A 22,490-nucleotide genomic window follows, 5' to 3' on the forward strand; every position below is an offset into this window, starting at 1 on the left:
GATAATGGCTCTCAATATACACATTACGTTTGGCAAAGACAAAATCAGAACTTGCGTTTGCGCAAGCTCTGATTGCATGTGATGAAACTTTAAGCGTTCACTTGCTGCTCTAGCGCCATGACCAGATCGTCGGCTAGCTGTAGTTGCTTAGCGAGCTCGTTCAGATACGCTTTTTCCATGAAATTTTGTTCATCGGCGATAAGTAAAGAGGCCAGATAAAGCTCACTCGCTTGTGCGGGCGTTGTGGCTAACTGTGCAATAGCCGCGGGATCGAGCGGTTTATGCAGCTCATTTTTTACCAGCTGCTGCAATTGGTTATCTGCGCCCATTTCAGAGATGGCTTGCTCAATTTTCGCCATTTCTTGTTCATCCACATGGCCATCAGCTTTTGCGGCGGCAATCATCGCTTTTAGGATCAGCGTGCTGTGGCTAGCATCATTAGGGTCAAAGCTAGACTGCGGTTGAGTGGTCGTTTGTTTTGCTTGCCAGTCATTATACGCTTTATAGGCTAGTGCGCCGAGCGCCGCTGCTCCACCAATCCCTATCACTTTAGTGCCTATTTTTTTTGCTTTCTTCGAGCCCATCAACAAACCGATTAGGCCACCACCGAGTGCACCAGCTCCTAAGGTTTTGAGTTTACTTGAATCTTGTGTGATAGCGCCGAGTTGGCTTGAACCTTGTTTTACGATGTCTGAATTCAATGCTTGGTTAAGCAAACTTTTTAGATCCATAGGTCACCTCCATTAATAATGGATTAAAGAATAGATCACCGTAGATGAATCGAAGATTAATATGCTTAAAAAAGTTTGTGTGGCTGGTGACAAAATAAAAAAGGTTGCCATTTAGGCAACCTTTTCAATAGCACACTTTATTAGGCTATTTGAGCATTAATAAAGGAGACTATTTCATTCATAGCGACGGTCGACTTCTCACCACTGCGGCGATGTTTATATTCGAAGTTGCCCTCATCCATACTGCGATCGCCAATAATGATGGTATGTGGCACACCGATCAGTTCCATATCTGAGAACATTACGCCCGGGCGCTCTTTACGATCATCAAATAGCACTTCAATACCAGCTGAGGTCAGTTCCGCATACAGTTTTTCAGCAGCTTGTTGGACACGCTCTGATTTGTGCATGTTCATGGGAACGATCGCCACTTGGAAAGGTGCGATCGCGTCAGGCCAGATGATGCCGTATTTATCGTTGTTTTGTTCGATGGCTGATGCTACAACGCGTGATACACCAATGCCGTAACAACCCATCTCTAAAATGGTGTTTTTACCATTGGAATCAAGAACGCCACAGTTCATTTTCTCAGAATAGTTGGTACCCAATTGGAAAATATGACCCACTTCGATACCGCGTTTGAGCATTAGTGTCCCTTTGCCACATGGGCTTGGGTCGCCTTCAACGACGTTACGGAGGTCTTCCACTTTCGCTAGCTCAACGTCACGGCCCCAGTTGATGCCAAAGTAGTGTTTGCCATCGATGTTGGCTCCTGCGCCAAAATCGCTCATGACGGCTACGCTGTGATCAACGATAAATGGCAATTCAAGACCAACAGGGCCAAGAGAGCCTGGGCCTGCACCAATCAGCGCGCGAATCTCTTCTTCGCTAGCCATTTCTAGCGGAGCGGCAACTTCAGCGAGTTTCTCGGCTTTGATTTCATTGAGTTCATGATCACCACGGATGATCAGTGCCACGATAGAGGCATCGATCTCATCAGATGCTTTTACAAACAGTGTTTTAACTGTTTTTTCAATCGGTAGGCCATGCTGCTCAACCAATTCAGCGATGGTTTTGGCGTTTGGCGTATCAACCTGCGTCATCTCTTGAGTTGGCGCGGCGCGCTCAACGGCTGGCGCAATGGCTTCCGCTTTTTCGATGTTGGCGGCGTAATCCGATTCAGTTGAGAAGGCGATGATGTCTTCACCACTTTCAGCCAATACATGGAACTCATGCGAGCCGTTACCACCGATAGCGCCGGTGTCGGCTAATACTGGGCGGTAATCAAGCCCCATGCGATCGAAGGCTTTACAGTAAGCTTCGTGCATCGCTTGGTAAGATTTCTCTAAGCCTGCTTTATCAATATCAAAGCTATAGGCATCCATCATGCAGAATTCACGAGCACGCATCACACCAAAACGAGGACGTCTCTCATCACGGAATTTGGTTTGAATCTGGTACAGGTTCAGCGGCAATTGCTTGTAAGAGCTGACTTCGTTGCGTACCAAGCTGGTGATCACTTCTTCTGCTGTTGGACTAAGCACAAACGGACGAGTATGGCGGTCAGTAAAGCGAAGTAGCTCAGGGCCCATTTTCTCAGAGCGGCCTGTCTCTTCCCACAGTTCAAACGGTTGCACAACGGGCATCAAGGTTTCGATTGCACCGGCATTGTCGATCTCTTGACGAACGATGTTTTCGACTTTACGCAGCACACGTAGACCAGTAGGCAGCCAGGTATAAAGACCTGAAGCCAGCTTACGGATCATACCTGCACGTAACATGAGCTGATGGCTCACGACTTCTGCGTCGTTTGGAGTCTCCTTCAAAGTAGAAAGAAGATATTTACTGGTACGCATTCTATGGTATCCGTTTCATGATGGTTAAAAGCGCTCTCCAATGAGAGGCTAGAATTAAGCCGCTAATAATATCAGCCAATCGGCTTTGTCAAAAGCGTTCTATTGCGGTTACTGAGACTAAGTTGTTTGCGATAGTGAATTTTACGTTCAGATCGAACAGATTTACCGCATATTCTTTATGATCGATTTTGTGTTTCTTATAGGCTGGGCGAGGGTCTTGAGCCAGCACTTGCTCTATGACGGCTTTAACCATGTCGTGATCTGCACGCGCATTCAGTGCTGTTAACGCCGCTTGGCTAAAGGTCACTGCGATCTTGTCGGGCTCGCTCTCGGCATAGCCACCGCTGGCTGTGGCTATCGAATCGGAATAGGGAATATAGGGTTTGATGTCAATGATCGGTGTGTTATCGACTAAATCTACGCTGCCTAGTTCCAAATAAACCTGATCACCTTGTTGAGTGACGCCTTTCAATTCAACGGCAGACATACCGATACCGTTAGGTCGAAACGTGGCCCGTGAAGCAAATACGCCGATCCGCTCATTTCCGCCTAAGCGCGGTGGGCGCACCGTCGGTTTCCAACCGGCATCGAGGTTTTGGTCAAACAGAAAAAGTAACCAGACATGGCTAAATTGTTCGATGCCTCGCACCGACTCTAAGCAATTAGCGTGACCGATGAGCTTGACTCTCGCGCTTGCGCTCGCCACTAAGCGAGGTTGGCGAGGAACGGCAAATTTTTCTTTATAAGGCGTTTCAATAGTACCAATCGGAGCAATGGTGTGCATATCCGTATCCGTCTTTTTTCACGTTGGTTGAGAAAAATATCATATTTAAGCTTGCTTTTCTTCTTGGTAATGATTATTAATTGGCATGTTATAACATAACAATTTAAGTGAGGGGAAATTGATGAAAGACGGAATTCATCCGCCATACCAAAAAGTGGTTTTCCACGACACCAGTGTGGATAAGTATTTTATTGTGGGTTCAACGCTAAAAACTGATCGGACGATCGAGTGGGAAGATGGCAACACCTATCCTTATTTCACCTTAGATGTGTCGTCTGAATCGCATCCGTATTACACCGGTAAGCAGCGAGTTGTTCAAAAAGAAGGACGAGTGGCGAATTTCAATCGTCGCTTTGCTCAGTTTGGTAAGGAGTAAACTATGAAAGTATTAAGTTCATTAAAAAGCGCAAAATCACGTCATCCAGATTGTCAAATCGTCAAAAGACGCGGTCGTTTATATGTAATTTGTAAAACCAATCCAAGATTTAAGGCGGTTCAGCGCTAATGAAGAGAAACGGTTGGACAGGCTAGTGATTGTCCAACCGTCAAAACGTGGTTATTTGTTCGCTTTAGCCAAAATGCGATCCAAATGGTTGGCAAATTCGCGTCGTTCTGTTTGAGAAAGCGCACTTGGTCCGCCAGTTTGGATACCGCTTGATCGCATTGTGTCCATAAAATCTCGAATATTGAGGCGAGCCTTGATGGTCTCTTTGGTATACAGCTCACCACGAGAATTGAGTGCCAAGCCACCTTTGGTTATCACTTCATCGGCCAGCGGAATATCGGAAGTAATTACCAAATCGCCCACTTCTACCCGTTTGACGATTTCGTTATCGGCAACATCAAAACCACTGGGGACTTGCAGTGAACGAATGTTGGATCGTTGCGGAATCGGAACGACATGATTGGCCACAAAAGTACATTCAACGCCCGTCCTTTCGGCTGCGCGGACAATGGTTTCACGAATTACTTTCGGACATGCATCGGCGTCCACCCAAATTTTCATCATTCAATTACTTCTCGGTTAGTTGTGCCTCTAGGGCTGCTACTCGGGCTGACAAAGCGGCTAGTTGCGTTTCAAGTTCGGCTACCTTGTTCGCGCTATTTTCCGTACTAACGCTCACTTCTACTTTGGGAACTCGGTGTGCATTTTTCCAACTTTTGATGGTTGCAATCAAGGCTGGCATTGGCACTGAGGTGCTAAGACGTGACTTTACTAAGGCCACACTCGGTTCCTTTCCTTGTTGTTGTAAGAGAGTCAAGATGCTTTCTAGTTCTTGAGTGACATCTTTTGTGAGCATAGGTTGTCCTTTTTGTGAGTTGCTGTGATCTTACCTTTTATTTACCAAGAGCAAAAGTGGCGAAGTGATGTAAGAGATCTCGCACATTGTTTGTAAGAAATCACAGTGTTTAACGCAGTGTTTGGTGGTGATTTTTTTATAACTATTTGTTTTTAATTAATATATCTATTTCTTTAGGTTGTTTTTTTTAAAATGATATTTTTAGGTGATTGTTTCTTAAAGCCAAACGAGTAAATTGAACCCTGTCGGAAGGATTCTGACAAGGAATTACAAAGCACCAAGGTTTGGTCTCTTCAGGAAGAAGACAAGGTTGTTCACGAAGAATAACCACGCAGGATGCTAGGACAGCGTAAGGATACAACAGTTGGCAGGATGCGAGCTGCATGGATTGGCGATGGACACCTTGTGGATAAGGCAGGACAACATCAGGATGATGTTATGGACACCGCTCAAGGAACAAGTGATGAGTATTGACCGGAGTGTTAGTACCATGGAAAGTTTGGACACCGCTAGGATGGCGATGCAGGATGAGCCGAAGAATTGGCCACTATTATGGATGATGCATGGAGCACACAATTTAGTAGCTGGACTGCTGCGAGTAAGACTTTAAGCCTCGACACATGCGTGTTGAGGCTTTTCTTATTACTTGCATTCTGGCTTTAGCGTGTTGTTGCTTCAAAAAAAGTTCATATGATAAGTGCAGCAAAATAATAACAACAAAAAAACAATCTAGATCAATTACCTCATCGTTCGGTTGGTTTAATTTTCGGCTTCTTTGCAAAAATAGAGTACCAGATTTTATCTGGGCTAAGGCGTATTGCCCTGAGCCTAGTTGAGTCTTTCGGTATTATTTTGCGGCTAACAAGGATTGTACGTGACAACCGTAACAAGAAGAACGCTTCTTCTCCCTTACACCGATTCGTTAGAGTCTGATTTTTTGATGCTCAATTGTTGCGCCAAAAATCGGGCACAGATGAATGGCCCTAAAACGGTCGCTTCAGCAAAACAGCTTTTTCAACGAGTGCTTCATGATCCTCATTTGTACGCAATGGCGGTGTTAGATAATTACAACCGCGAATACATGGGGCATTTGTTCATTGAACTTGACGAAGAGCGAGCAGAACTCGGTTTTCTGTTTGATAAATTGTATTGGGGCAAAGGCATTGCAACTGAGGCATTGAAGGCTTTTTTACCTAAAGCAGCCTATCAATTGCAACGACAAAAAATCACAGCCACTGCTAATATTGGCCACCATGCCTCTATTGCGGTACTCAAAAAACTCGGCTTTGAGCTGTTGGGTGAGAAAGAAGATGTTTTTGGCCCTTATTGGGAATTTGAGTTTACATACGATGAGGCGGCAAATGAAAAGCAGATGGCCTAAAGCCTATCATTTGTAATTCACCTTGGTAGCAGTCGTCACCTAGTGCAGAAAACTCAAACCAATAAACGGTATGCCAACGCCAGAGTCCTTCTGGCGTTTTGAATTTGTGGCGTCCAAAAGCAACGCTGATCAGCTGTAAGTCGAGTTGTTCGCATTTTCGACTGATCGCCGCTTTTGCCAATTCGGCTTGGCGACGCTGTTGCCAGAAAAGAAAGCAGCCCAAGCTGAGTAATAAAATAGCCAATAGATCGCCTAGCATAAACATTCCAGTTATTGAGTTTTGGTCGCTTGCTGTAAGCGAATTAAGGCATCGGCTAATTCGAACGAAGGGCTAGAATGCAGCAGTGGCAGCAGTACCATTCGCAGTTCTGGCAGCATCACTAAATCCGCAAAGAGCTGGTTAAAGAGGGCTTGATTGCCTGTTTGCGCCAAGCGTAATAAAAACGTTTCGGCAAGCAATGGGTTAGACAATACATGCCACGAGCGCCCTGCAATGGCAATTAATATCTCTTGATGGCTCAAGCGTGGGCTTTGCAGAATACGTTCAACCAAGGTCGCGGTGAGTGCATTATTCGCACCTGATAAGGCTCGTATTAAGGCAGAGAGTAAGAACAGATCAGGTTCGTGGCTTTCGATGTGCAGCATTGCCATCTCTTGCAAACGCAGCGCCAACTTATCATTCAACGGTGCACTATGTTCGAGCGCCCCCAGCAGGGCATACAAAGGCTGAGCGGGGAGGTGGTTTAATGCTTTCCTTAATAACACGCCATTTTGTTCTTTGCTTAAACGAGCACAAATATCAGTAATGCCTTGTAAGCCGACCGTCTGCCAGTTTTCCCAGCCTAAATCCCCACTAAAATAGTGTTGCGCATGCTCATAATATTGGCTTGATGGTAGGTTCAACTGGGCGCGTATTTGGCTGTGGAATACCGCCATTTTGTCGTCGCTCGGTTTAAAGGTATAAGGGTTATTGGCAAGCTTTTGCTGCTGCTCATCGCTGAGGTCTTGATGCAAACGTGACCCCATCGCTTCAAGTACAAACTTGATGAAGTTACCTATCTCAGCTTGTTTGAGTAGGCCGCGTTCATCCAAAGAGAATTTAAGAAACCAGATCCAAGGTTGTTGGGCTTGGTTCCAATACGCGATGGCAAGATGAGCATGACGCTGCAATGGATAGGGATACGGTTGTTGACCTTTTTCTACTTGAGAAAAGTGTGTATTTTCAATCGGGCAGATGCGTCTTCCTAAATCAAAGATCCGATATTGGCTACCACTATTGGTGAGCAATTGGCTAAGCGTATGAATGGTATCCATGGATAAAGTGGCCTTAACTTGTGTTCTTGAATAACTATTTTTGATCAATAACTCTCTTTGAACAATAAATGGTACTCTATAGCCCATTTTCAAGGTCACTTAGCAAATTAACTTGGTGAATAATGACAGTAAGCACAGAACTTACCCACCTGTTGAAGCAACTAGAAACTCAGTTACGCAATTCTCAGTGCTGGCAATCTCAGCCGCCAAGCGAAAGCGCATTGATGAGCACAGAGCCTTTCTCCATCGATACCCTCACTCCGGAGCAGTGGCTACAGTGGATTTTCATCCCCAAAATGTTATTGGCAATTGAGCAGCAAGCAGAGCTTCCTCAAGGGTTTTCGCTCACTCCCTATTTTGAAGAGGCATGGCAACATCAAGCGGAATTGGCTGAGGTGATTGCGCTACTGCGCCTGATTGATGAGGTAAGCCAACCATGTTAGAGATTCTGTATCAGGACGATGATTTGGTCGCCGTGAATAAACCCGCAGGAATGCTGGTGCATCGATCATGGCTAGATAAACACGAAACGCAATTTGTGATGCAAACGCTGCGCGATCAAATTGGCCAGCATGTGTTTCCCCTACATCGATTAGATAGGCCAACTTCTGGCGTGCTTGTGTTTGCGCTCTCCAGTGAAGTGGCGGCACAAATGATGCCGATGTTTGCCAACCATCAAATGGAAAAAACGTACCATGCGATTGTGCGTGGTTGGATTGAACAAGGGGATGTGCTTGATTACCCACTCAAAATCGAGCTAGATAAAATTGCCGATAAGTTTGCCAAACAAGATAAAGAAGCCCAAGAAGCGATCACCGCTTATCAACCATTAGCGACAGTAGAAGTGCCGTATTCAACCGGGCGTTTCCCAACCAGCCGCTACTGTTTGGTGGAAATGAAACCGCAAACGGGCCGTAAACATCAGTTGCGTCGTCATATGCACCATTTGAGTCACCCGATTATTGGTGATACCACTCATGGTGATGGAAAGCACAACCGCCTATTTCGCGATCATTATGACGCGCAGCGTCTGATGCTCCATGCCTCTGAATTACGTTTTACTCATCCGTTTACTGGCCAAACATTAGTGCTTAAAGCTGGTTTTGATGAGGTATGGCAACGGCTGTTTACTCAGTTTGAATGGAGCCAGCCGATATAAAAACAAAACCCTCGCGATGCGAGGGTTTTGAGTATTGGGATGTAACTGAAAGTGGTGTAGCTTATTGAGCTATTCGGTTCATAAAAACCTTCAGTTCATAAAACCGACAGCTTATAAAACGCTCGCTACTTTGCTAAATACTCTTGAATGGAACGCTCGATGCCTTTGGCATCTAAACCTAATTCTGCATGCAGCTCTTCTTGTGTGCCTTGAGCGATGAATTGATCAGGCAAACCTAAATTGAGTACCGGTTTTAGGATTTTCTCTTTCATCATCAATTCAATGACACCCGCACCCGCACCACCTGCAATCGCATTCTCTTCCAAGGTCACTAGCACATCATGTTGCGCAGCCAGTTGGCGAATGAGTGTTTCATCAAGGGGCTTAACAAATCGCATGTCAGCCACTGTTGCATTTAGCTTATCGGCTGCTTCAAGCGCGTTTGGTAGGAAAGAGCCAAAGTTGAGGATCGCGATTTTTTCATTCGCGATAGCCGTGTCACATTGGCGCATAATGCGTCCTTTGCCAATCTCTAACGCACTAAATTGGGTTTGGATTTCGACCCCCATGCCATTGCCACGAGGATAACGCACTGCGCTTGGCCCGGTGTGTTTATGGCCGGTATAGAGCATTTGTCGACACTCATTTTCATCGGCGGGTGCCATGATCACCATGTTGGGAATGCAGCGCATGAAGCTTAAATCAAACGCACCTTGGTGAGTTTGGCCATCAGCTCCGACTAATCCCGCACGGTCAATGGCAAACATAACCGGTAAATTCATGATGGCAACATCGTGGATCAGTTGATCATAACCCCGTTGTAAAAAGGTTGAGTAGATCGCCACTATCGGATGATCTCCCGCAATCGCCATACCTGTCGCAAGGGTGACGGCATGTTGCTCAGCAATCGCCACATCAAAATATTGTTGTGGGAACTCTTTTGAAAAGCGAACCATGCCAGAGCCTTCGCGCATCGCGGGTGTAATCGCCATTAATTTTGGATCTTGCGCGGCCATGTCGCATAAAAAATCGCCAAAGATTTTAGAAAAAGTAGGTTTAGCATTGCTGCTTTTTGGCAGGCTAGTGTGGCTCGGGTCAAATTTAGGAACGCCATGGTAACCAATCGGATCTTTTTCTGCGGGCTCATAGCCTTTGCCTTTTTTGGTCATGATGTGCAAAAACTGCGGGCCTTTGAGCTCGCGCATGTTGCGTAATGTCTTGATAAGTTCAATCACATCATGGCCATCGACTGGGCCGATATAGTTAAATCCAAGCTCTTCAAACAAGGTGCCGGGTACGACCATGCCTTTCAAGTGCTCTTCTGTGCGGCGTACCAGCTCTTTGATAGGCGGTATGCCAGAGAGCACTTTTTTGCCCCCTTCACGGATCGAGGTATAAAGGCTACCGGAAAGCAGTTGCGCTAAATGGTTATTCAGTGCGCCGACGTTTTCAGAGATCGACATTTCGTTGTCGTTGAGCACGACTAACATATCCGGATGAACGTCGCCAGCATGGTTCATTGCTTCAAAGGCCATGCCTGCGGTGATAGCACCATCACCAATTACGCCCACTACTTTGCGATTTTTCCCTTCTTTACCTGCACTGATCGCCATCCCTAAGGCGGCACTGATTGAGGTGGACGAGTGGCCGACAGAGAGCGTGTCATATTCACTTTCTTCACGCCAAGGAAAAGGGTGAAGACCGTCTTTTTGACGAATGGTCGACATTTTCTCGCGGCGACCAGTTAATATTTTGTGCGGGTAAGCTTGGTGGCCTACATCCCAAATCAGCTGATCAAAAGGGGTGTTATAGACGTAGTGTAGGGCAACCGTTAATTCAACCGTGCCTAAGCCTGACGCAAGGTGGCCACTCGACTGACTGACGGAATTAAGAAGGTAGTTTCTTAATTCATCACACAACGTTGGCAGAACCTCTTTCGGCAGACTGCGCAGTTCATCGGGTGTATTTGCTAAAGCCAGTGTTGGGTATTTTGAAATATCAAGAGTCATAATTTTGCGCGCTTATAGTTTAGTTCTTGCGCTCGACGACGTATCGGGCGAACTCTTCGAGTGATTCTGTATTGTAGGGTATTGCTTCCAAGGCTTGAAGAGCTTCCTGTAACAGACTTTGTGCTTTATCAATAGCACCTTGTAACCCTAGCAGCGCTGGGTAGGTACTTTTATTGAGTTGTTGATCCGAGCCTTGAGGTTTACCTAATGTCTCGGTATCGCTAACGATATCCAAAATATCATCTTGAACTTGGAATGCGAGACCAACGGCATCGGCATAGCGATCCAATTGTGGTAGTACCGCAAGCCCTTTTTCACCAGCCGCAAGCGCACCTAAACGGATTGCACAACGCATCAAGGCTCCCGTTTTATTGCGATGGATCTCTTCTAATTCCTGCACTGAGACCAGACGATTTTCTGCTTGCAGATCCAACGCTTGCCCTATACACATACCTTGAGCACCGGAAGCTTGAGCCAACATTTGGACCATTTTAATGCGGTTGACTTGCGCATGTTCGGCGAGTTGACCTTCTGCCAAAATAGTAAAGGCCAGTGTTTGCAGGGCATCGCCCGCTAAAATCGCGATGGCTTCGTCAAATTCGATGTGACAAGTGGCTTTACCGCGACGCAATTCATCGTCGTCCATCGCGGGAAGGTCATCGTGGATCAATGAGTAAGCATGAATACATTCTATTGCGCAGGCTGGGGTATCGAGTTCATCTGGCGTACAACCAAGCATTTGCCCTGTGATATACACCAAATAAGGTCGAGCTCTTTTGCCGCCAAGTAACAAACCGTAGCGCATCGCGTCAATCAACGGTTGTTTTTGGTGCGGTAAACGGCCTAACCAAAGGTTTAATTGGTCAATATTTCTTTGCTGATAGGAGCTCAGAGCCTCAATCATAGGGCACTCTTTCTACTAAGTTGTGGTATCTACTAGGTTACGATCAACCGTTTCCCTGTGACTTAATTGACAGGTTCATGTCACATAGCGAGCGATGAGATCGATAAATATGAGTCAGTAATAAGTATGTATCAGTAATACGTGCCTATTACTCAGGTAGTTCAGTAAAGTCAGAGAGTGGCGCGTCATCGCTCGCACTGAGCAAAATACTGACTCGCTGTTCCGCTTCACTTAACTTACTTTGTCCAGCACGAGCAAGGGATATTCCGCGCTCGAATTTTTTTAGCGCATCATCTAAGGCTAAATCGCCATTTTCTAGCTGTTCCACTAAGCTATCAAGTTCTTCGATTGTCGCTTCGAAGGACATATTTTCAGGTTTCTTGCTCGCCATAATCTTTTTATCTTGGTAAATATGCACGAAAGTTACCTTAGGGCGTAGTGATGGTCAAATTTAACCAACGATTTTTGTCTGAAAAGTCCCTCTTTTGGAACTGTCACTATCACAAATAATAAAAATAATAATACGATACTTAGCAACCAGACCGATATTTACTGAAATAGTGACGGTGACTCAGAATCTTGGCCATATCAGTGTGCTGGCAACAGTGCATCTTTGCTCAGTTTAGGTATAAACTGAATAGAGAGAATTTCGGTATGATCCAATAATTTACTTAAAGATTTGAATCTATTGCCGATAACGAGTTTAAACTCATTATCGCGGGTAAGCAGCATGAGGAGTGCTTTGTGGATTTAGCAACGCTGATAGGCCTGATCGGAGGCCTCGCTTTCGTTATCATGGCGATGATTTTAGGCGGAAGCCTGATGATGTTCTTCGACGTCACATCTATCTTGATCGTAGTGGGGGGCTCAACCTTTGTTGTTTTGATGAAATTCACGATGGGACAATTTTTTGGTGCAGCCAAAGTCGCAGGTAAGGCTTTTATGTTTAAAGCTGATGAGCCTGAAGATTTGATCGCAAAAATCGTGGAAATGGCGGATGCGGCACGTAAAGGCGGCTTTCTTGCGTTAGAAGAGATGGAAATTACTAATAGCTTCATGCAAAAAGGGATCGATTTGCTGGTGGATGGCCATGATGCTGACGTGGTGCGTTCTGCGTTGCAAAAAGACATTGTATTAACCGATGAGCGCCATTCTCAAGGGTCTGGTGTATTTCGTGCCTTTGGTGACGTAGCGCCAGCAATGGGCATGATTGGTACTTTGGTGGGCTTGGTTGCCATGTTGTCTAACATGGATGACCCTAAATCAATTGGCCCTGCCATGGCCGTTGCCTTATTAACTACCTTGTACGGCGCTGTTCTCTCGAACATGATTTTTTTCCCGATTGCAGACAAACTCGCTTTGCGCCGAGATCAAGAAAAGCTTAACCGCCGTTTAATCATGGATGGCGTTCTGGCTATTCAGGATGGACAAAACCCACGGGTCATTGATAGTTATCTGAAAAACTACCTCAATGAAGGCAAGCGTGTTTTAGATGTTGATAGCGAATAACGGAGCCTGTAATGGATGATGAAGAAGGCTGTAAATGCCCACCTCCCGGCTTGCCGTTGTGGATGGGAACCTTTGCCGATTTAATGTCGCTGTTGATGTGTTTCTTCGTACTACTGCTCTCTTTTTCCGAGATGGACGTACTGAAGTTTAAACAGATAGCGGGCTCGATGAAGTTTGCTTTTGGTGTGCAAAATCGTTTGGAAGTGAAAGACATTCCTAAAGGGACAAGCATCATTGCACAAGAGTTTCGCCCAGGCCGCCCCGAACCGACACCGATTGATGTCATCATGCAACAAACCATTGATATCACGCAGCAGACACTTGAGTTTCAAGAAGGGGATTCAGATCGAGCGGGTGGTGTTCAGCGTGAAGAAGGTCAATTGACGGGGGGGCAATCCCCTGAAACTTCAACGCAGAATAATCAAAATACTCAATCGGAAATGCAACAACAGCAAGCAGAATCTATGTCGCAAGAGATGGAAATTGTTGAACAGGACATCAAAAAAGCGTTAGCAAGAGAAATCGAACAAGGCGCTATTGAAGTTGAAAACTTAGGTCAGCAATTGGTGATCCGTATTCGTGAAAAAGGTGCGTTTCCCGAAGGTTCTGCATTTCTACAACCTAAGTTTCGTCCATTGGTTCGTCAAATTGCCGATCTGGTTAAAGATGTGCCGGGCATTGTGCGTATTTCTGGCCATACCGACAATCAAAGTGTCGATTCTGAATTGTATCGCTCAAACTGGGATCTTTCGGCTCAACGAGCGGTTTCTGTGGCGCAAGAGATGGAAAAGGTTCGTGGGTTTTCTCATCAACGACTCAGGGTGCGTGGTATGGCCGATACCGACCCAGTCGGCTCTAACGATACGGAAAGTGAACGTTCACGCAACCGCCGAGTAGAAATCAGTATCATGCAAGGTGAACCGCTGTACAGTGATGAAGTTCCATCCGTTCAGTAAGTTACGTTGGATTATGCAAAAACACATAGACGAGCGCTAAGGCTCGTCTTTTTTATGGTTATGACCTCGTGTATAATCCTGCGCCCTTAGCGGTGTATCAGTAGCAAGTAGAATGCGACCCATTGATTCACCACGTTGCCCAATCAGATTGCGAATAGAACTATGAAATTTATTGTTAAGCCCCATCCGGAAATTTTTGTTAAAAGTGACTCAGTACGCAAGCGCTTTACAAAAATTTTAGAGTCCAATATTCGTAATATCATCAAACGAAGAACAGAGTCGGTCGCGGTATTTAACCGTCGCGATCACATTGAAGTGGCTGCGCAAAGTGACCAATACTATCAAGAAGTCCTTGAAATTCTGACTCATACTCCTGGCATCCAGCAAGTGCTCGAAGTGCAGCAATCTGAGTTTAAGGATATGCATGACATTTACGAGCAAGTGTTAGCGCTCAGCCGTAATAACATCGAAGGAAAAACTTTTGTTGTGCGTGCTAAGCGTCGAGGAAAGCATGATTTTACCTCAATCGATGTTGAGCGTTATGTTGGTGGTGGTTTAAACCAAGCAGTTGAGAGTGCAAAAGTTCAACTTAAAAACCCAGACGTTACCATCAACATTGAAATAGCCGATGAATTGCTCAATCAAGTGATTGCCCGTTATAAAGGTTTAGGTGGTTTCCCTCTTGGCACTCAAGAAGATTTATTGAGTTTGATTTCTGGTGGTTTTGACTCGGGTGTATCAAGCTATTTACACATCAAACGTGGCTCAAAAGTGCATTATTGCTTCTTCAATTTAGGCGGCCCTGCGCATGAAATTGGTGTAAAGCAAGTGGCCCATTATTTGTGGAATAAATACGGTTCTTCAGCCAAAGTGCGTTTTATCTCGATCGATTTTGAGCCTGTGGTGGCTGAAATCTTAGAAAAAGTAGACGATGGCCAAATGGGTGTGGTGCTAAAACGTATGTTTATGCGCGCCGCAGGCATGATAGCTCATAAGTTAAATATTGAAGCTTTAGTGACCGGAGAAGCGTTGGGTCAAGTTTCGAGCCAAACTCTAACTAATCTTCGTCATATTGATGGTGTGACAGATACTTTAATTTTACGTCCTCTCATCAACTGGGACAAAGAAGAGATTATTAAAGTGGCGCGCGAGATTGGAACAGAAGATTTCGCCAAAACGATGCCAGAATACTGTGGGGTTATTTCAAAAAGCCCAACAGTTAAAGCGGTGAAAGCGAAATTAGAAGCCGAAGAAGCGAAGTTTGATTTCTCAATCCTGGAGCACGTAGTTTACAACGCTCGTCAAATGGATATTCGTGATATTGAGAAAGAGAGCCAAGAGCAAGCGCCTGAAGTTGAACAAGTTGCCGCAATCGAAAAAGATGCGGTGGTGCTCGATATTCGTAGCCCAGATGAAGAAGATGATAAGCCACTGCTGATTGAAGGAGTGGAAGTAAAACATTTACCTTTCTACAAGCTATCGACTCAGTTTGGCGATTTGGATCAATCGAAAACATATCTCTTATATTGTGCGCGCGGTGTGATGAGCCGGCTTCAAGCTCTGTATTTGAAAGAGCAAGGCTTTAACAACATCAAGGTATATCGACCTTAATCGTTATCTCGATACAGAATCGACCGCTCACGTTTTCGTGAGCGGTTTTTTTATGGCTCCGACTTAATCACAGACATAAAAAAACACCGCCCAAGGGCGGTGCTAAAGAATTTGACAGACAGGTCAAACAATAAATACAGGAAGTATATGTTTTGGTGCAGGGGATAACTGCACAAAACAGGATGGTAGAATTCTACCTCACTCGAAATACGAGTTTGCAAACACAACATCGCAACAAAAGCCAATTGATTCATAACTGAATCAAGCCGTTCAGGCCTTGTTGCGGGGTGAAATATAGAATTTCTCTAGCCGCTCGGCAATGGACAATTTATAATGTTTCAGATTAAAAAAACTAATCTAATTTTTGAGTGTACCTATGTCCAGAAGATTGCCACCATTAAACTCGCTGAAAGTGTTTGAAGCGGCAGCTCGCCAGCTGAGTTTTACTCGCGCTGCGGAAGAGCTATTTGTGACACAAGCCGCAGTCAGTCATCAAATCAAAGCGTTAGAGGAATTTTTAGGGTTAAAGCTATTTCGCCGTCGTAATCGTTCTCTGCTATTGACAGAAGAAGGGCAAAGTTACTTTCTCGACATTAAAGATATCTTCACCGCACTCTCTGAAGCCACCGATAAGGTACTAGAGCGAAGTGAGAAAGGGGCATTAACCATTAGTTTACCGCCGAGTTTTGCAATTCAGTGGCTCGTGCCGCGTCTGGCCGATTTTAACCAGCAAGAGCCGGATATTGATGTGCGTATCAAAGCGGTTGATATGGATGAAGGTTCGTTAACCGATGATGTGGATGTGGCGATTTATTATGGACGAGGTAACTGGCCTGGTTTACGCGCGGATAAGTTGTATCAAGAGTTTTTGATCCCGCTTTGTTCTCCTTCACTGCTGCTAGGCCCTAAACCTTTAGAAACACTGGACGATCTAACACGCCATACTCTGCTACACGATACTTCACGTAAAGACTGGAAACAGTTTGCCAAAGAGAACGATCTTGAAGGGGTGAATGTCAACCACGGCCCCATCTTTAGCCATTCGACCATGGTGCTGCAAGCGGCGGCGCATGGGCAAGGTATCGCACTGGGGAATAACGTGCTAGCTCAGCCTGAATTGGAAGCGGGTCGCTTGATTGCGCCTTTTGACGAAGTGTTGATGACTAAAAATGCTTTCTATGTGGTCTGTCACGAGAAGCAGGCCGATATGGGGCGTATCGCCACTTTCCGTGATTGGATGCTCAAAAAAGCCAGAAGGGAACAAGAGGTATTGCTAGATGAAGAGTAAGTTATTGCTCACTATCGCGGCTTTTATGGCGGGCGTTGGTGTCGCTCTAGGAGCTTTTGCGGCGCACGGCCTAAAAGCGTATTTAACTCCTTACTTGCTTTCGGTGTTTGAAACGGGAGTGCAGTACCAATCGATTCACGCTTTAGCCATATTAGCGTGTGGTATTTTGCTGCGTTGTCGTTTGGGATCGAAAGCACAAAAATATTTTTTCATTGCGGCAATTTGCTTTATCATCGGCGTCTTTTGTTTTAGCGGCAGTCTTTACGCTTTAGCACTTACGGGCATCAAGTGGTTTGGCCCGATCACGCCATTTGGTGGCGTGTTCTTTATGCTAGGGTGGGGAGTGTTTGGCTATGCAGCACTTAATATTCAAGAGGTGGACCAGTGAAACACGTAATGCTCTATTGTCGTGCAGGCTTTGAAAAAGAGTGTGCCGGAGAGATCCAAGATAAAGCGACTAAGCTAGAGGTTTTTGGTTTTCCTCGTTTGAAAAACAATGCGGGTTACGTTTTGTTTGAGTGCTATCAGGCCGGTGATGCTGATAAGTTGGTTAAAGAGATCGATTTCCAATCGCTTATTTTTGCTCGTCAGATGTTTGCGGTAGCGGCGGAATTTAGCGATTTACCTAAAGATGATCGTATTTCGCCTATCTTATCTGAACTCGCCGAACTTGAGGGTTTTCCGCGTTGTGGTGACATTCGCATTGAAACGCCAGATACCAATGAAGCGAAAGAGTTGCTCAAATTTTGTCGTAAGTTTACTGTACCATTGCGTCAAGCGTTACGTGGCAAGGGGATTCTGTCTAACAAAGAGTCGGCGAAGAGACCTGTGCTACATGTCTGCTTTATTCAACCCGGACACTGCTTCGTTGGGTATTCGTACACCAACAATAACTCGCCTTTTTTCATGGGTATTCCTCGTTTGAAATTCCCAGCCGATGCGCCAAGTCGTTCCACTCTGAAGTTGGAAGAGGCTTTCCATGTGTTTATTCCTCGTGAAGAGTGGGACGAACGTTTGGCTCCGGGAATGTGGGCGGTAGACTTGGGTGCATGCCCGGGGGGCTGGACTTACCAACTGGTGAAACGTTCGATGTTTGTTCATGCTATCGACAACGGTCTAATGGCTGAAAGTTTGATGGACACAGGACAAGTGAAACATCACGCCGAGGATGGTTTTAAATTTGAGCCGCCACGCAAAAACGTGACTTGGATTGTGTGTGACATGATTGAAAAGCCAGCTCGTGTTGCGCATTTAATGGGGCAATGGATCCTCAAAGGTTGGGCTAAAGAAGCTATTTTTAACCTAAAGCTGCCGATGAAAGGGCGCTATGACGAAGTTTTACAAGATATTGAAAATCTGAAAGTTTTTCTGATTAAAAATGAGGTAAAGTTCCGCATGCAGGCAAAGCATTTGTATCATGATCGTGAAGAGATCACAGTGCATGTCCAATGCTTGTCGAACATCTCTCCGCATTAACGGTTCGATAATTTAATTTAACGCTCCTATCTAGGAGCGTTTTGCTATTCTGGACGCGGTACTTGCGCTGAGAAGCGAATGTCTTGCAAATTAAAACCGAGCTCTATATCGGTCTTTAGTGTGGCAATGTGTTTGCAGACACGCGCCATATCGATCTGCTCATCAAATTTTTTGCGATATTTTTTCACCAAATCAGCACTGGCATAGGCCGCTTCGATGTCGGGAAATTGCGTTAATATCTCTTTTGCCGCTTTGGGACCAATGCCGGCAATGCCGGGAACTTGGCTTGAACTGATGCCCGTTAATCCCCAAAAATCGGTTAATTGGCTCGGCTTTACGCCAAATTCCTGTTCAATAAAGGGTTGATCTAACCAACGATGTTGAAAGTAGTCACGAATTTGTAAAGTGGGAGAGAGCAGTTGGCAGTAGCCTTTATCGGTTGAAATGATCGTTACTTTTTCACCGTGGCTTGCCACTTTCGTGGCTAAGGTGGCCACCAAATCATCGGCTTCATCACCTTCCGAGAGCAGTGAATCAATCCCTAATTCCCACCATGCTTGCTGAATGGCGTCTAAGCCAAGTTGCAGTGCTTCTGGCATCGGCTTCCGGTTCTGCTTATAAGTCGGTAGAAGTTGTGCTCTCCAGCCCCGGTCTTGTAAGTGATGATCAAACACGGCGATGATGTGGGTCGGTTGAGCTTCATTGATGATACGGTGCAAGGTGCGCGAGGTTGTCTCTATGGTTCTTGCCATATCGTTAGGATCGGGTTGTGCGGAGTGCACCCGACGGATCAAATTCAAAGCATCAATGATGACAAGGTGTAAAGACATAACGACCAAAAAATAAGGGCTTAATAAGCCCTTATTGTAATGATCTCACTTAATATTGCCACTCATCCCCGGCATAAGTTATTTTTGCCTTTAATGGTTAATGGTTAATGGTTAATGGTTAATGGTTAATGGTTAATGGTTATTGGTTGCAATTTTATAGCAAGGTTCATAAGCACTGCCGCCGGGCAGCTTCATTCGGTGTTGTGCAACGAAGTCTTTTAGCAATAGATCCATTTTTTTCATCAATTGGGCATCGCCATCAATGATGAATGGGCCGTGACGTTCAATTTCTCGAATGCCTTCCGCTTTCACATTACCAGCGACAATGCCAGAGAAGGCGCGACGCAAGTTAGCAGCGAGTACTTCTGGTTTTTGGTTTAGGTGTAAATCCAAGTTGGCCATACTGTCGTGAGTCGGTTCAAAAGGCAGTTGGAACTCAGGCTCGATTTTGAGGGACCAGTTGAAACTATAAGCATCACCACTATCTTTACGATGCTGACGAACCAGCGGCATCGCTTGGCTCATGATACGCGCCGCTTTTTCTGGATCATCAATGACGATTTGATAATGTTGGCGTGCTTTTTCACCTAATGTTTCGGCAATGAATGTGTCGATTGAACGGAAGTAGGCTTCGCTCTCTTTTGGACCAGTCAGTACAATTGGCATTGGTTGGCTTGCGTTATCTGGGTGCATCATGATACCCAAAATGTACAGCAGTTCTTCCGCTGTTCCTGCTCCACCGGGGAAAATAATGATGCCGTGCGCCATTCGCACAAAAGCTTCTAGGCGTTTTTCAATATCCGGCATAATCACCAATTCGTTCACAATCGGATTTGGTGGCTCGGCGGCAATGATCGATGGTTCGGTTAAGCCAAGATAGCGTTGTGCGGTATAGCGCTGTTTAGCGTGTCCAATAGCGGCTCCTTTCATTGGCCCTTCCATAGCGCCTGGTCCGCAGCCTGTACAAATGTTCAGTTCACGCAAGCCCAGCTCATGGCCCACTTCCCGCGTATATTGGTACTCAGTAGGGTTGATCGAGTGTCCACCCCAACAAACTACTAAGTTAGGTTCAAGACCGGGAACCAAGGCACTGGCATTACGCAAAATACCAAATACTAAGTTGGTGATGTGAATGGCATTGGTGAGATTTAGGCGCTGATTATCCGCCAGATGCATGTTGACATAAACGATATCGCGCAGGACCGAAAACAGATGTTCTTGAATTCCTTTAATGATCTGCCCATCAACAAAGGCATGTTCTGGTGGATTCGTCAGCTCTAGCTTGATACCGCGTTCACGGCGCATGACAGTGACATCAAAAGATTTATATTTTTCAAGAAGTTCTTTTGAGTTATCCGTATGGCTACCCGAGTTAAGTACCGCCAAAGTGCAGTTGCGATACAGTTGATATAGATCGCTCGACGCGGTCTTTTTTAGACGCTCAACTTCAAGTTGAGAAAGCAGATCCATGCTGCCTGTAGGGCTGATATGAGTAATCATACTGGCCTCCTTAGTTGAGAAGTAAGGAAAATGTCCACGCTACGACTAAAGTTGGTTTTTATATATACCCGCTTAGTATGGAGTATAGGTCATGGTTCGTTTAGTGGCGGATGTGCGATAGGACGACATAACTGATTGAAATTACAGTATCAATCTAGTTCTTTTCTCGATTGTTAGGAAATGTTTATGCAAGCAGAGTGTGATGTTAAGCACGCTTTAGTTTGGTTTTGTTCAAATAGCGACCAGTTAAGGCCGCGATTTGAATGGGTTTCTTTTGTCTACATCCGATCTGGACTTGTGTTTATTTCCAAACCACTTGGTTAGGGCCGAAACTTTTGGCTTCTAGTAACGAGCGGCGTAAACGTTCAAGTACTTCCTCTGGTGTATCGGAGTCTTTAAAACAGGTACTCGCGGCTGAAAGTGTAATCGTAATACTCTTGTCTCTGAACTTGAAAGGCAGTTTAGACACATTACGTTGAATATTTTGTACTAGCTTGAAACAGTGATTATCTTCTTGATCGGGAAGTAAAATAATAAATTCTTCACCAGAGAAACGTGCCACGGTATCCGTATCGGATGCTTCTTTGGATATGGTGCGGGCAATAATTTTAAGGGCTTTATCACCTGCCGTATAGCCAAAGCTATCGTTGATAGTTTTGAACTTATCAATATCAAAGATTACGATTCGGAAAGTGTGTTGAGCTCTTATCCAGCGCCGATATTCCAGCTCAAGGTGGTCATTAAAGGCGGTGCGATTATAGACTTTTGTTAGTGGATCAAGCAGCAAGCGCTGAGACTGATCTTCCAATCTACGGCGATAATCTTGGGTGAGCTCAAACAGAGCTTCCATTTGATTTTTGCCATAATTTAAGCGTTCAATCAGTGCCTGCTCGCGTTGCTCTGCATGACTTAAGCGTTCAGAAAGTGACGCCATTTCGCATAATATAGGTGAAACGGAGAGCTTAAGATCGTCAATCGCCACAGAATCTTTGATTAGAGTTTGGCTTTGGGTAATCAAAGCGGCGAGTTCAGCATTCATCTCTTGGCGATGTTCAAAGTAACTCTGGCTTTGGTCTGCGTTGTGAGTGCTACTTTTAATGTGTTTTGTGAGTGATGAGTTGACCTGTTCTAAAAACTTCTCAGATGTTTTGCGCTCACTGTTGGTGCCATCAATCACCAGTTTTAGAATCTCTAACGTCAACTCTAAGAGCGTTGATGTCGATACGCCAATCAACAGCTTGGCACGAATATCTACCAGTAGTTCCCCTGATTCGCCTTCAAAATCCAATTCAGTGATCAGGTGTTGCAGTTCATCGGATAGCTTGGTCAATAGCTCTCTATCCGCGACATGCAGCTCGCTGATGGCCGTGTTTGGGTTCGCTGTTATTATTTTGATTGCACGTTCATAAATCCCAAGCAGTTGAATCGCTTGGTCGGCTTTAGGCTTAGCTTCTGAAAAACTGAGCAGATCACGCAAATCACGCTTAAGTTTGGCGGGTAGGCCAGCAACGCGAAGTAATGTTTCTCCACAATGTTTGATTTGAGAGTCCAAATGAGAGTTTTCTTTTTCCATAACCAAAGTTTGTTGCTTCAACATGCGCTCCAATACGGCTAAGCGAGGTATGAGCGTGCTTACGTCTTTCTGTTGCTCTAGAGCTTCACGAAGATCCGATAAATTAATATTTAGCTGATGATCATTGCCCTGACACGCCAAGCTTAATGATGCGACGATCCGTTTTAGGACAGTATGTTCTCGTTTAAATTTGAACGAAGTGTCCCTGTGTGTCAAACGAACCTGTTCCAACTGAGTTTTCAGCTGCTGTAACTGTGTTTGAATATCCTGTTCGAGAGCGCCCATGTACAACTAAACTAAACTGCGAG

Annotated in this window: 24 protein-coding genes; 11 read left to right on the top strand and 13 right to left on the bottom strand. The window is 45.2% G+C overall.

Annotated elements, in window-relative coordinates; genetic code table 11:
- Positions 1 to 89: 89 nt before the first annotated feature.
- The 3 genes from NB504_RS04870 to tsaA form a co-directional block, all read right to left on the bottom strand.
- Positions 90 to 731 (bottom strand): tellurite resistance TerB family protein, encoded by a 642-nt coding sequence (locus tag NB504_RS04870; RefSeq protein WP_013857413.1) that lies wholly within the window; start codon positions 729 to 731, stop codon positions 90 to 92.
- 140 nt (positions 732 to 871) lie between these two features.
- On the bottom strand, positions 872 to 2,587 hold the full coding sequence (locus NB504_RS04875) for a proline--tRNA ligase (RefSeq protein ID WP_258428404.1): 1,716 nt from the start codon (positions 2,585 to 2,587) through the stop codon (positions 872 to 874).
- A gap of 88 nt (positions 2,588 to 2,675) precedes the next feature.
- Entirely contained in the window at positions 2,676 to 3,371 is a 696-nt protein-coding gene (gene tsaA, locus NB504_RS04880) for a tRNA (N6-threonylcarbamoyladenosine(37)-N6)-methyltransferase TrmO (RefSeq protein WP_047688902.1), read from the bottom strand.
- Between the two features lie 121 nt (positions 3,372 to 3,492).
- Here tsaA and NB504_RS04885 point away from each other — a divergent pair, with 121 nt between their 5' ends.
- Both NB504_RS04885 and ykgO read left to right on the top strand, forming a co-directional pair.
- Positions 3,493 to 3,747, top strand: a complete 255-nt coding sequence (locus NB504_RS04885) for a type B 50S ribosomal protein L31 (RefSeq protein WP_010319081.1) — start codon at positions 3,493 to 3,495, stop codon at positions 3,745 to 3,747.
- Between the two features lie 3 nt (positions 3,748 to 3,750).
- On the top strand, positions 3,751 to 3,876 hold the full coding sequence (gene ykgO / locus NB504_RS04890; RefSeq protein WP_010319082.1) for a type B 50S ribosomal protein L36: 126 nt from the start codon (positions 3,751 to 3,753) through the stop codon (positions 3,874 to 3,876).
- 51 nt (positions 3,877 to 3,927) lie between these two features.
- Here the strand turns inward: ykgO and NB504_RS04895 are convergent, their stop codons facing one another.
- Together NB504_RS04895 and NB504_RS04900 are read right to left on the bottom strand one after the other, a co-directional pair.
- Complete coding sequence (locus NB504_RS04895) at positions 3,928 to 4,377, bottom strand: YaiI/YqxD family protein (RefSeq protein ID WP_026027673.1); 450 nt, start codon at positions 4,375 to 4,377, stop codon at positions 3,928 to 3,930.
- Between the two features lie 7 nt (positions 4,378 to 4,384).
- On the bottom strand, positions 4,385 to 4,672 hold the full coding sequence (locus tag NB504_RS04900; protein ID WP_013857408.1) for a hypothetical protein: 288 nt from the start codon (positions 4,670 to 4,672) through the stop codon (positions 4,385 to 4,387).
- An 868-nt stretch (positions 4,673 to 5,540) separates the two neighbouring features.
- On the opposite strand from NB504_RS04900, the gene NB504_RS04905 reads away from it, so the two are divergent.
- Positions 5,541 to 6,053 carry a GNAT family N-acetyltransferase gene (locus tag NB504_RS04905; RefSeq protein WP_013857407.1) on the top strand — a complete coding sequence of 171 codons (513 nt, stop codon included), beginning with the start codon at positions 5,541 to 5,543 and terminating at the stop codon, positions 6,051 to 6,053.
- Here the strand turns inward: NB504_RS04905 and NB504_RS04910 are convergent.
- Both NB504_RS04910 and NB504_RS04915 read right to left on the bottom strand, forming a co-directional pair.
- A complete protein-coding gene (locus NB504_RS04910) occupies positions 6,013 to 6,312 on the bottom strand; it encodes a DUF3301 domain-containing protein (protein ID WP_017045584.1) in 300 nt (99 codons plus the stop codon). The genes NB504_RS04905 and NB504_RS04910 overlap by 41 nt on opposite strands.
- A gap of 11 nt (positions 6,313 to 6,323) precedes the next feature.
- Positions 6,324 to 7,367 carry a DUF3549 family protein gene (locus NB504_RS04915; protein ID WP_258428405.1) on the bottom strand — a complete coding sequence of 348 codons (1,044 nt, stop codon included), beginning with the start codon at positions 7,365 to 7,367 and terminating at the stop codon, positions 6,324 to 6,326.
- A gap of 122 nt (positions 7,368 to 7,489) precedes the next feature.
- Here NB504_RS04915 and NB504_RS04920 point away from each other — a divergent pair, with 122 nt between their 5' ends.
- The gene (locus NB504_RS04920) at positions 7,490 to 7,810 is read left to right on the top strand and encodes a YqcC family protein (protein ID WP_088728693.1); all 321 of its coding nucleotides are present in this window, start codon (positions 7,490 to 7,492) and stop codon (positions 7,808 to 7,810) included.
- Positions 7,804 to 8,526: a tRNA pseudouridine(65) synthase TruC gene (gene truC, locus NB504_RS04925; RefSeq protein ID WP_064624677.1), complete on the top strand. Its 723-nt coding sequence runs from the start codon at positions 7,804 to 7,806 to the stop codon at positions 8,524 to 8,526. Before NB504_RS04920 ends, truC begins: the two co-directional genes overlap by 7 nt.
- 125 nt (positions 8,527 to 8,651) lie before the next feature.
- On the opposite strand, the gene dxs is transcribed toward truC, so the two are convergent.
- The 3 genes from dxs to xseB form a co-directional block, all read right to left on the bottom strand.
- Positions 8,652 to 10,535 carry a 1-deoxy-D-xylulose-5-phosphate synthase gene (dxs, locus tag NB504_RS04930; protein ID WP_258428406.1) on the bottom strand — a complete coding sequence of 628 codons (1,884 nt, stop codon included), beginning with the start codon at positions 10,533 to 10,535 and terminating at the stop codon, positions 8,652 to 8,654.
- A gap of 19 nt (positions 10,536 to 10,554) precedes the next feature.
- The gene (gene ispA / locus NB504_RS04935) at positions 10,555 to 11,439 is read right to left on the bottom strand and encodes a (2E,6E)-farnesyl diphosphate synthase (protein ID WP_013857402.1); all 885 of its coding nucleotides are present in this window, start codon (positions 11,437 to 11,439) and stop codon (positions 10,555 to 10,557) included.
- 148 nt (positions 11,440 to 11,587) lie between these two features.
- A complete protein-coding gene (gene xseB, locus NB504_RS04940) occupies positions 11,588 to 11,830 on the bottom strand; it encodes an exodeoxyribonuclease VII small subunit (RefSeq protein WP_010319093.1) in 243 nt (80 codons plus the stop codon).
- A gap of 353 nt (positions 11,831 to 12,183) precedes the next feature.
- Here xseB and pomA point away from each other — a divergent pair, with 353 nt between their 5' ends.
- The 6 genes from pomA (at position 12,184) to rlmM (ending at position 18,279) form a co-directional block, all read left to right on the top strand.
- Positions 12,184 to 12,948 (top strand): flagellar motor protein PomA, encoded by a 765-nt coding sequence (gene pomA / locus NB504_RS04945; protein ID WP_017045579.1) that lies wholly within the window; start codon positions 12,184 to 12,186, stop codon positions 12,946 to 12,948.
- Positions 12,949 to 12,959: 11 nt separating this feature from the next.
- Positions 12,960 to 13,904 carry a flagellar motor protein MotB gene (locus NB504_RS04950; RefSeq protein WP_017044193.1) on the top strand — a complete coding sequence of 315 codons (945 nt, stop codon included), beginning with the start codon at positions 12,960 to 12,962 and terminating at the stop codon, positions 13,902 to 13,904.
- A 162-nt stretch (positions 13,905 to 14,066) separates the two neighbouring features.
- Positions 14,067 to 15,515: a tRNA uracil 4-sulfurtransferase ThiI gene (gene thiI / locus NB504_RS04955; RefSeq protein WP_258428407.1), complete on the top strand. Its 1,449-nt coding sequence runs from the start codon at positions 14,067 to 14,069 to the stop codon at positions 15,513 to 15,515.
- A gap of 376 nt (positions 15,516 to 15,891) precedes the next feature.
- Positions 15,892 to 16,803: a transcriptional regulator GcvA gene (locus NB504_RS04960; protein ID WP_026027676.1), complete on the top strand. Its 912-nt coding sequence runs from the start codon at positions 15,892 to 15,894 to the stop codon at positions 16,801 to 16,803.
- Positions 16,793 to 17,191, top strand: coding sequence for a DUF423 domain-containing protein (locus NB504_RS04965; protein WP_258428408.1), 399 nt, complete (start codon positions 16,793 to 16,795; stop codon positions 17,189 to 17,191). The genes NB504_RS04960 and NB504_RS04965 overlap by 11 nt, the downstream gene beginning before the upstream one ends.
- Entirely contained in the window at positions 17,188 to 18,279 is a 1,092-nt protein-coding gene (gene rlmM, locus NB504_RS04970; protein WP_258428409.1) for a 23S rRNA (cytidine(2498)-2'-O)-methyltransferase RlmM, read from the top strand. Before NB504_RS04965 ends, rlmM begins: the two co-directional genes overlap by 4 nt.
- A 44-nt stretch (positions 18,280 to 18,323) precedes the next feature.
- Here the strand turns inward: rlmM and xni are convergent, their stop codons facing one another.
- The 3 genes from xni to NB504_RS04985 form a co-directional block, all read right to left on the bottom strand.
- Positions 18,324 to 19,109, bottom strand: coding sequence for a flap endonuclease Xni (gene xni, locus NB504_RS04975; protein ID WP_258428410.1), 786 nt, complete (start codon positions 19,107 to 19,109; stop codon positions 18,324 to 18,326).
- Positions 19,110 to 19,241: 132 nt separating this feature from the next.
- On the bottom strand, positions 19,242 to 20,609 hold the full coding sequence (ppnN, locus tag NB504_RS04980) for a nucleotide 5'-monophosphate nucleosidase PpnN (RefSeq protein WP_017044198.1): 1,368 nt from the start codon (positions 20,607 to 20,609) through the stop codon (positions 19,242 to 19,244).
- Positions 20,610 to 20,910: 301 nt separating this feature from the next.
- A complete protein-coding gene (locus NB504_RS04985) occupies positions 20,911 to 22,467 on the bottom strand; it encodes a GGDEF domain-containing protein (RefSeq protein ID WP_258428411.1) in 1,557 nt (518 codons plus the stop codon).
- Positions 22,468 to 22,490: the final 23 nt, after the last annotated feature.

This window comes from Vibrio sp. RM-69-4, assembly GCF_024743775.1.
In the GTDB taxonomy this organism is placed as follows: Bacteria; Pseudomonadota; Gammaproteobacteria; order Enterobacterales; family Vibrionaceae; genus Vibrio; species Vibrio anguillarum.

Coding starts and splice junctions, on each gene's coding strand:
- NB504_RS04895 (WP_026027673.1), bottom strand. CDS start 4,377: ATGAAAATTTGGGTGGACGCCGATGCATGTCCGAAAGTAATTCGTGAA.
- truC (WP_064624677.1), top strand. CDS start 7,804: ATGTTAGAGATTCTGTATCAGGACGATGATTTGGTCGCCGTGAATAAA.
- NB504_RS04960 (WP_026027676.1), top strand. CDS start 15,892: ATGTCCAGAAGATTGCCACCATTAAACTCGCTGAAAGTGTTTGAAGCG.
- ppnN (WP_017044198.1), bottom strand. CDS start 20,609: ATGATTACTCATATCAGCCCTACAGGCAGCATGGATCTGCTTTCTCAA.
- dxs (WP_258428406.1), bottom strand. CDS start 10,535: ATGACTCTTGATATTTCAAAATACCCAACACTGGCTTTAGCAAATACA.
- NB504_RS04900 (WP_013857408.1), bottom strand. CDS start 4,672: ATGCTCACAAAAGATGTCACTCAAGAACTAGAAAGCATCTTGACTCTC.
- xseB (WP_010319093.1), bottom strand. CDS start 11,830: ATGGCGAGCAAGAAACCTGAAAATATGTCCTTCGAAGCGACAATCGAA.
- NB504_RS04920 (WP_088728693.1), top strand. CDS start 7,490: ATGACAGTAAGCACAGAACTTACCCACCTGTTGAAGCAACTAGAAACT.
- tsaA (WP_047688902.1), bottom strand. CDS start 3,371: ATGCACACCATTGCTCCGATTGGTACTATTGAAACGCCTTATAAAGAA.
- thiI (WP_258428407.1), top strand. CDS start 14,067: ATGAAATTTATTGTTAAGCCCCATCCGGAAATTTTTGTTAAAAGTGAC.
- NB504_RS04910 (WP_017045584.1), bottom strand. CDS start 6,312: ATGCTAGGCGATCTATTGGCTATTTTATTACTCAGCTTGGGCTGCTTT.
- NB504_RS04875 (WP_258428404.1), bottom strand. CDS start 2,587: ATGCGTACCAGTAAATATCTTCTTTCTACTTTGAAGGAGACTCCAAAC.
- NB504_RS04870 (WP_013857413.1), bottom strand. CDS start 731: ATGGATCTAAAAAGTTTGCTTAACCAAGCATTGAATTCAGACATCGTA.
- NB504_RS04950 (WP_017044193.1), top strand. CDS start 12,960: ATGGATGATGAAGAAGGCTGTAAATGCCCACCTCCCGGCTTGCCGTTG.
- NB504_RS04885 (WP_010319081.1), top strand. CDS start 3,493: ATGAAAGACGGAATTCATCCGCCATACCAAAAAGTGGTTTTCCACGAC.
- ispA (WP_013857402.1), bottom strand. CDS start 11,439: ATGATTGAGGCTCTGAGCTCCTATCAGCAAAGAAATATTGACCAATTA.
- xni (WP_258428410.1), bottom strand. CDS start 19,109: ATGTCTTTACACCTTGTCATCATTGATGCTTTGAATTTGATCCGTCGG.
- ykgO (WP_010319082.1), top strand. CDS start 3,751: ATGAAAGTATTAAGTTCATTAAAAAGCGCAAAATCACGTCATCCAGAT.
- NB504_RS04985 (WP_258428411.1), bottom strand. CDS start 22,467: ATGGGCGCTCTCGAACAGGATATTCAAACACAGTTACAGCAGCTGAAA.
- NB504_RS04965 (WP_258428408.1), top strand. CDS start 16,793: ATGAAGAGTAAGTTATTGCTCACTATCGCGGCTTTTATGGCGGGCGTT.
- NB504_RS04915 (WP_258428405.1), bottom strand. CDS start 7,367: ATGGATACCATTCATACGCTTAGCCAATTGCTCACCAATAGTGGTAGC.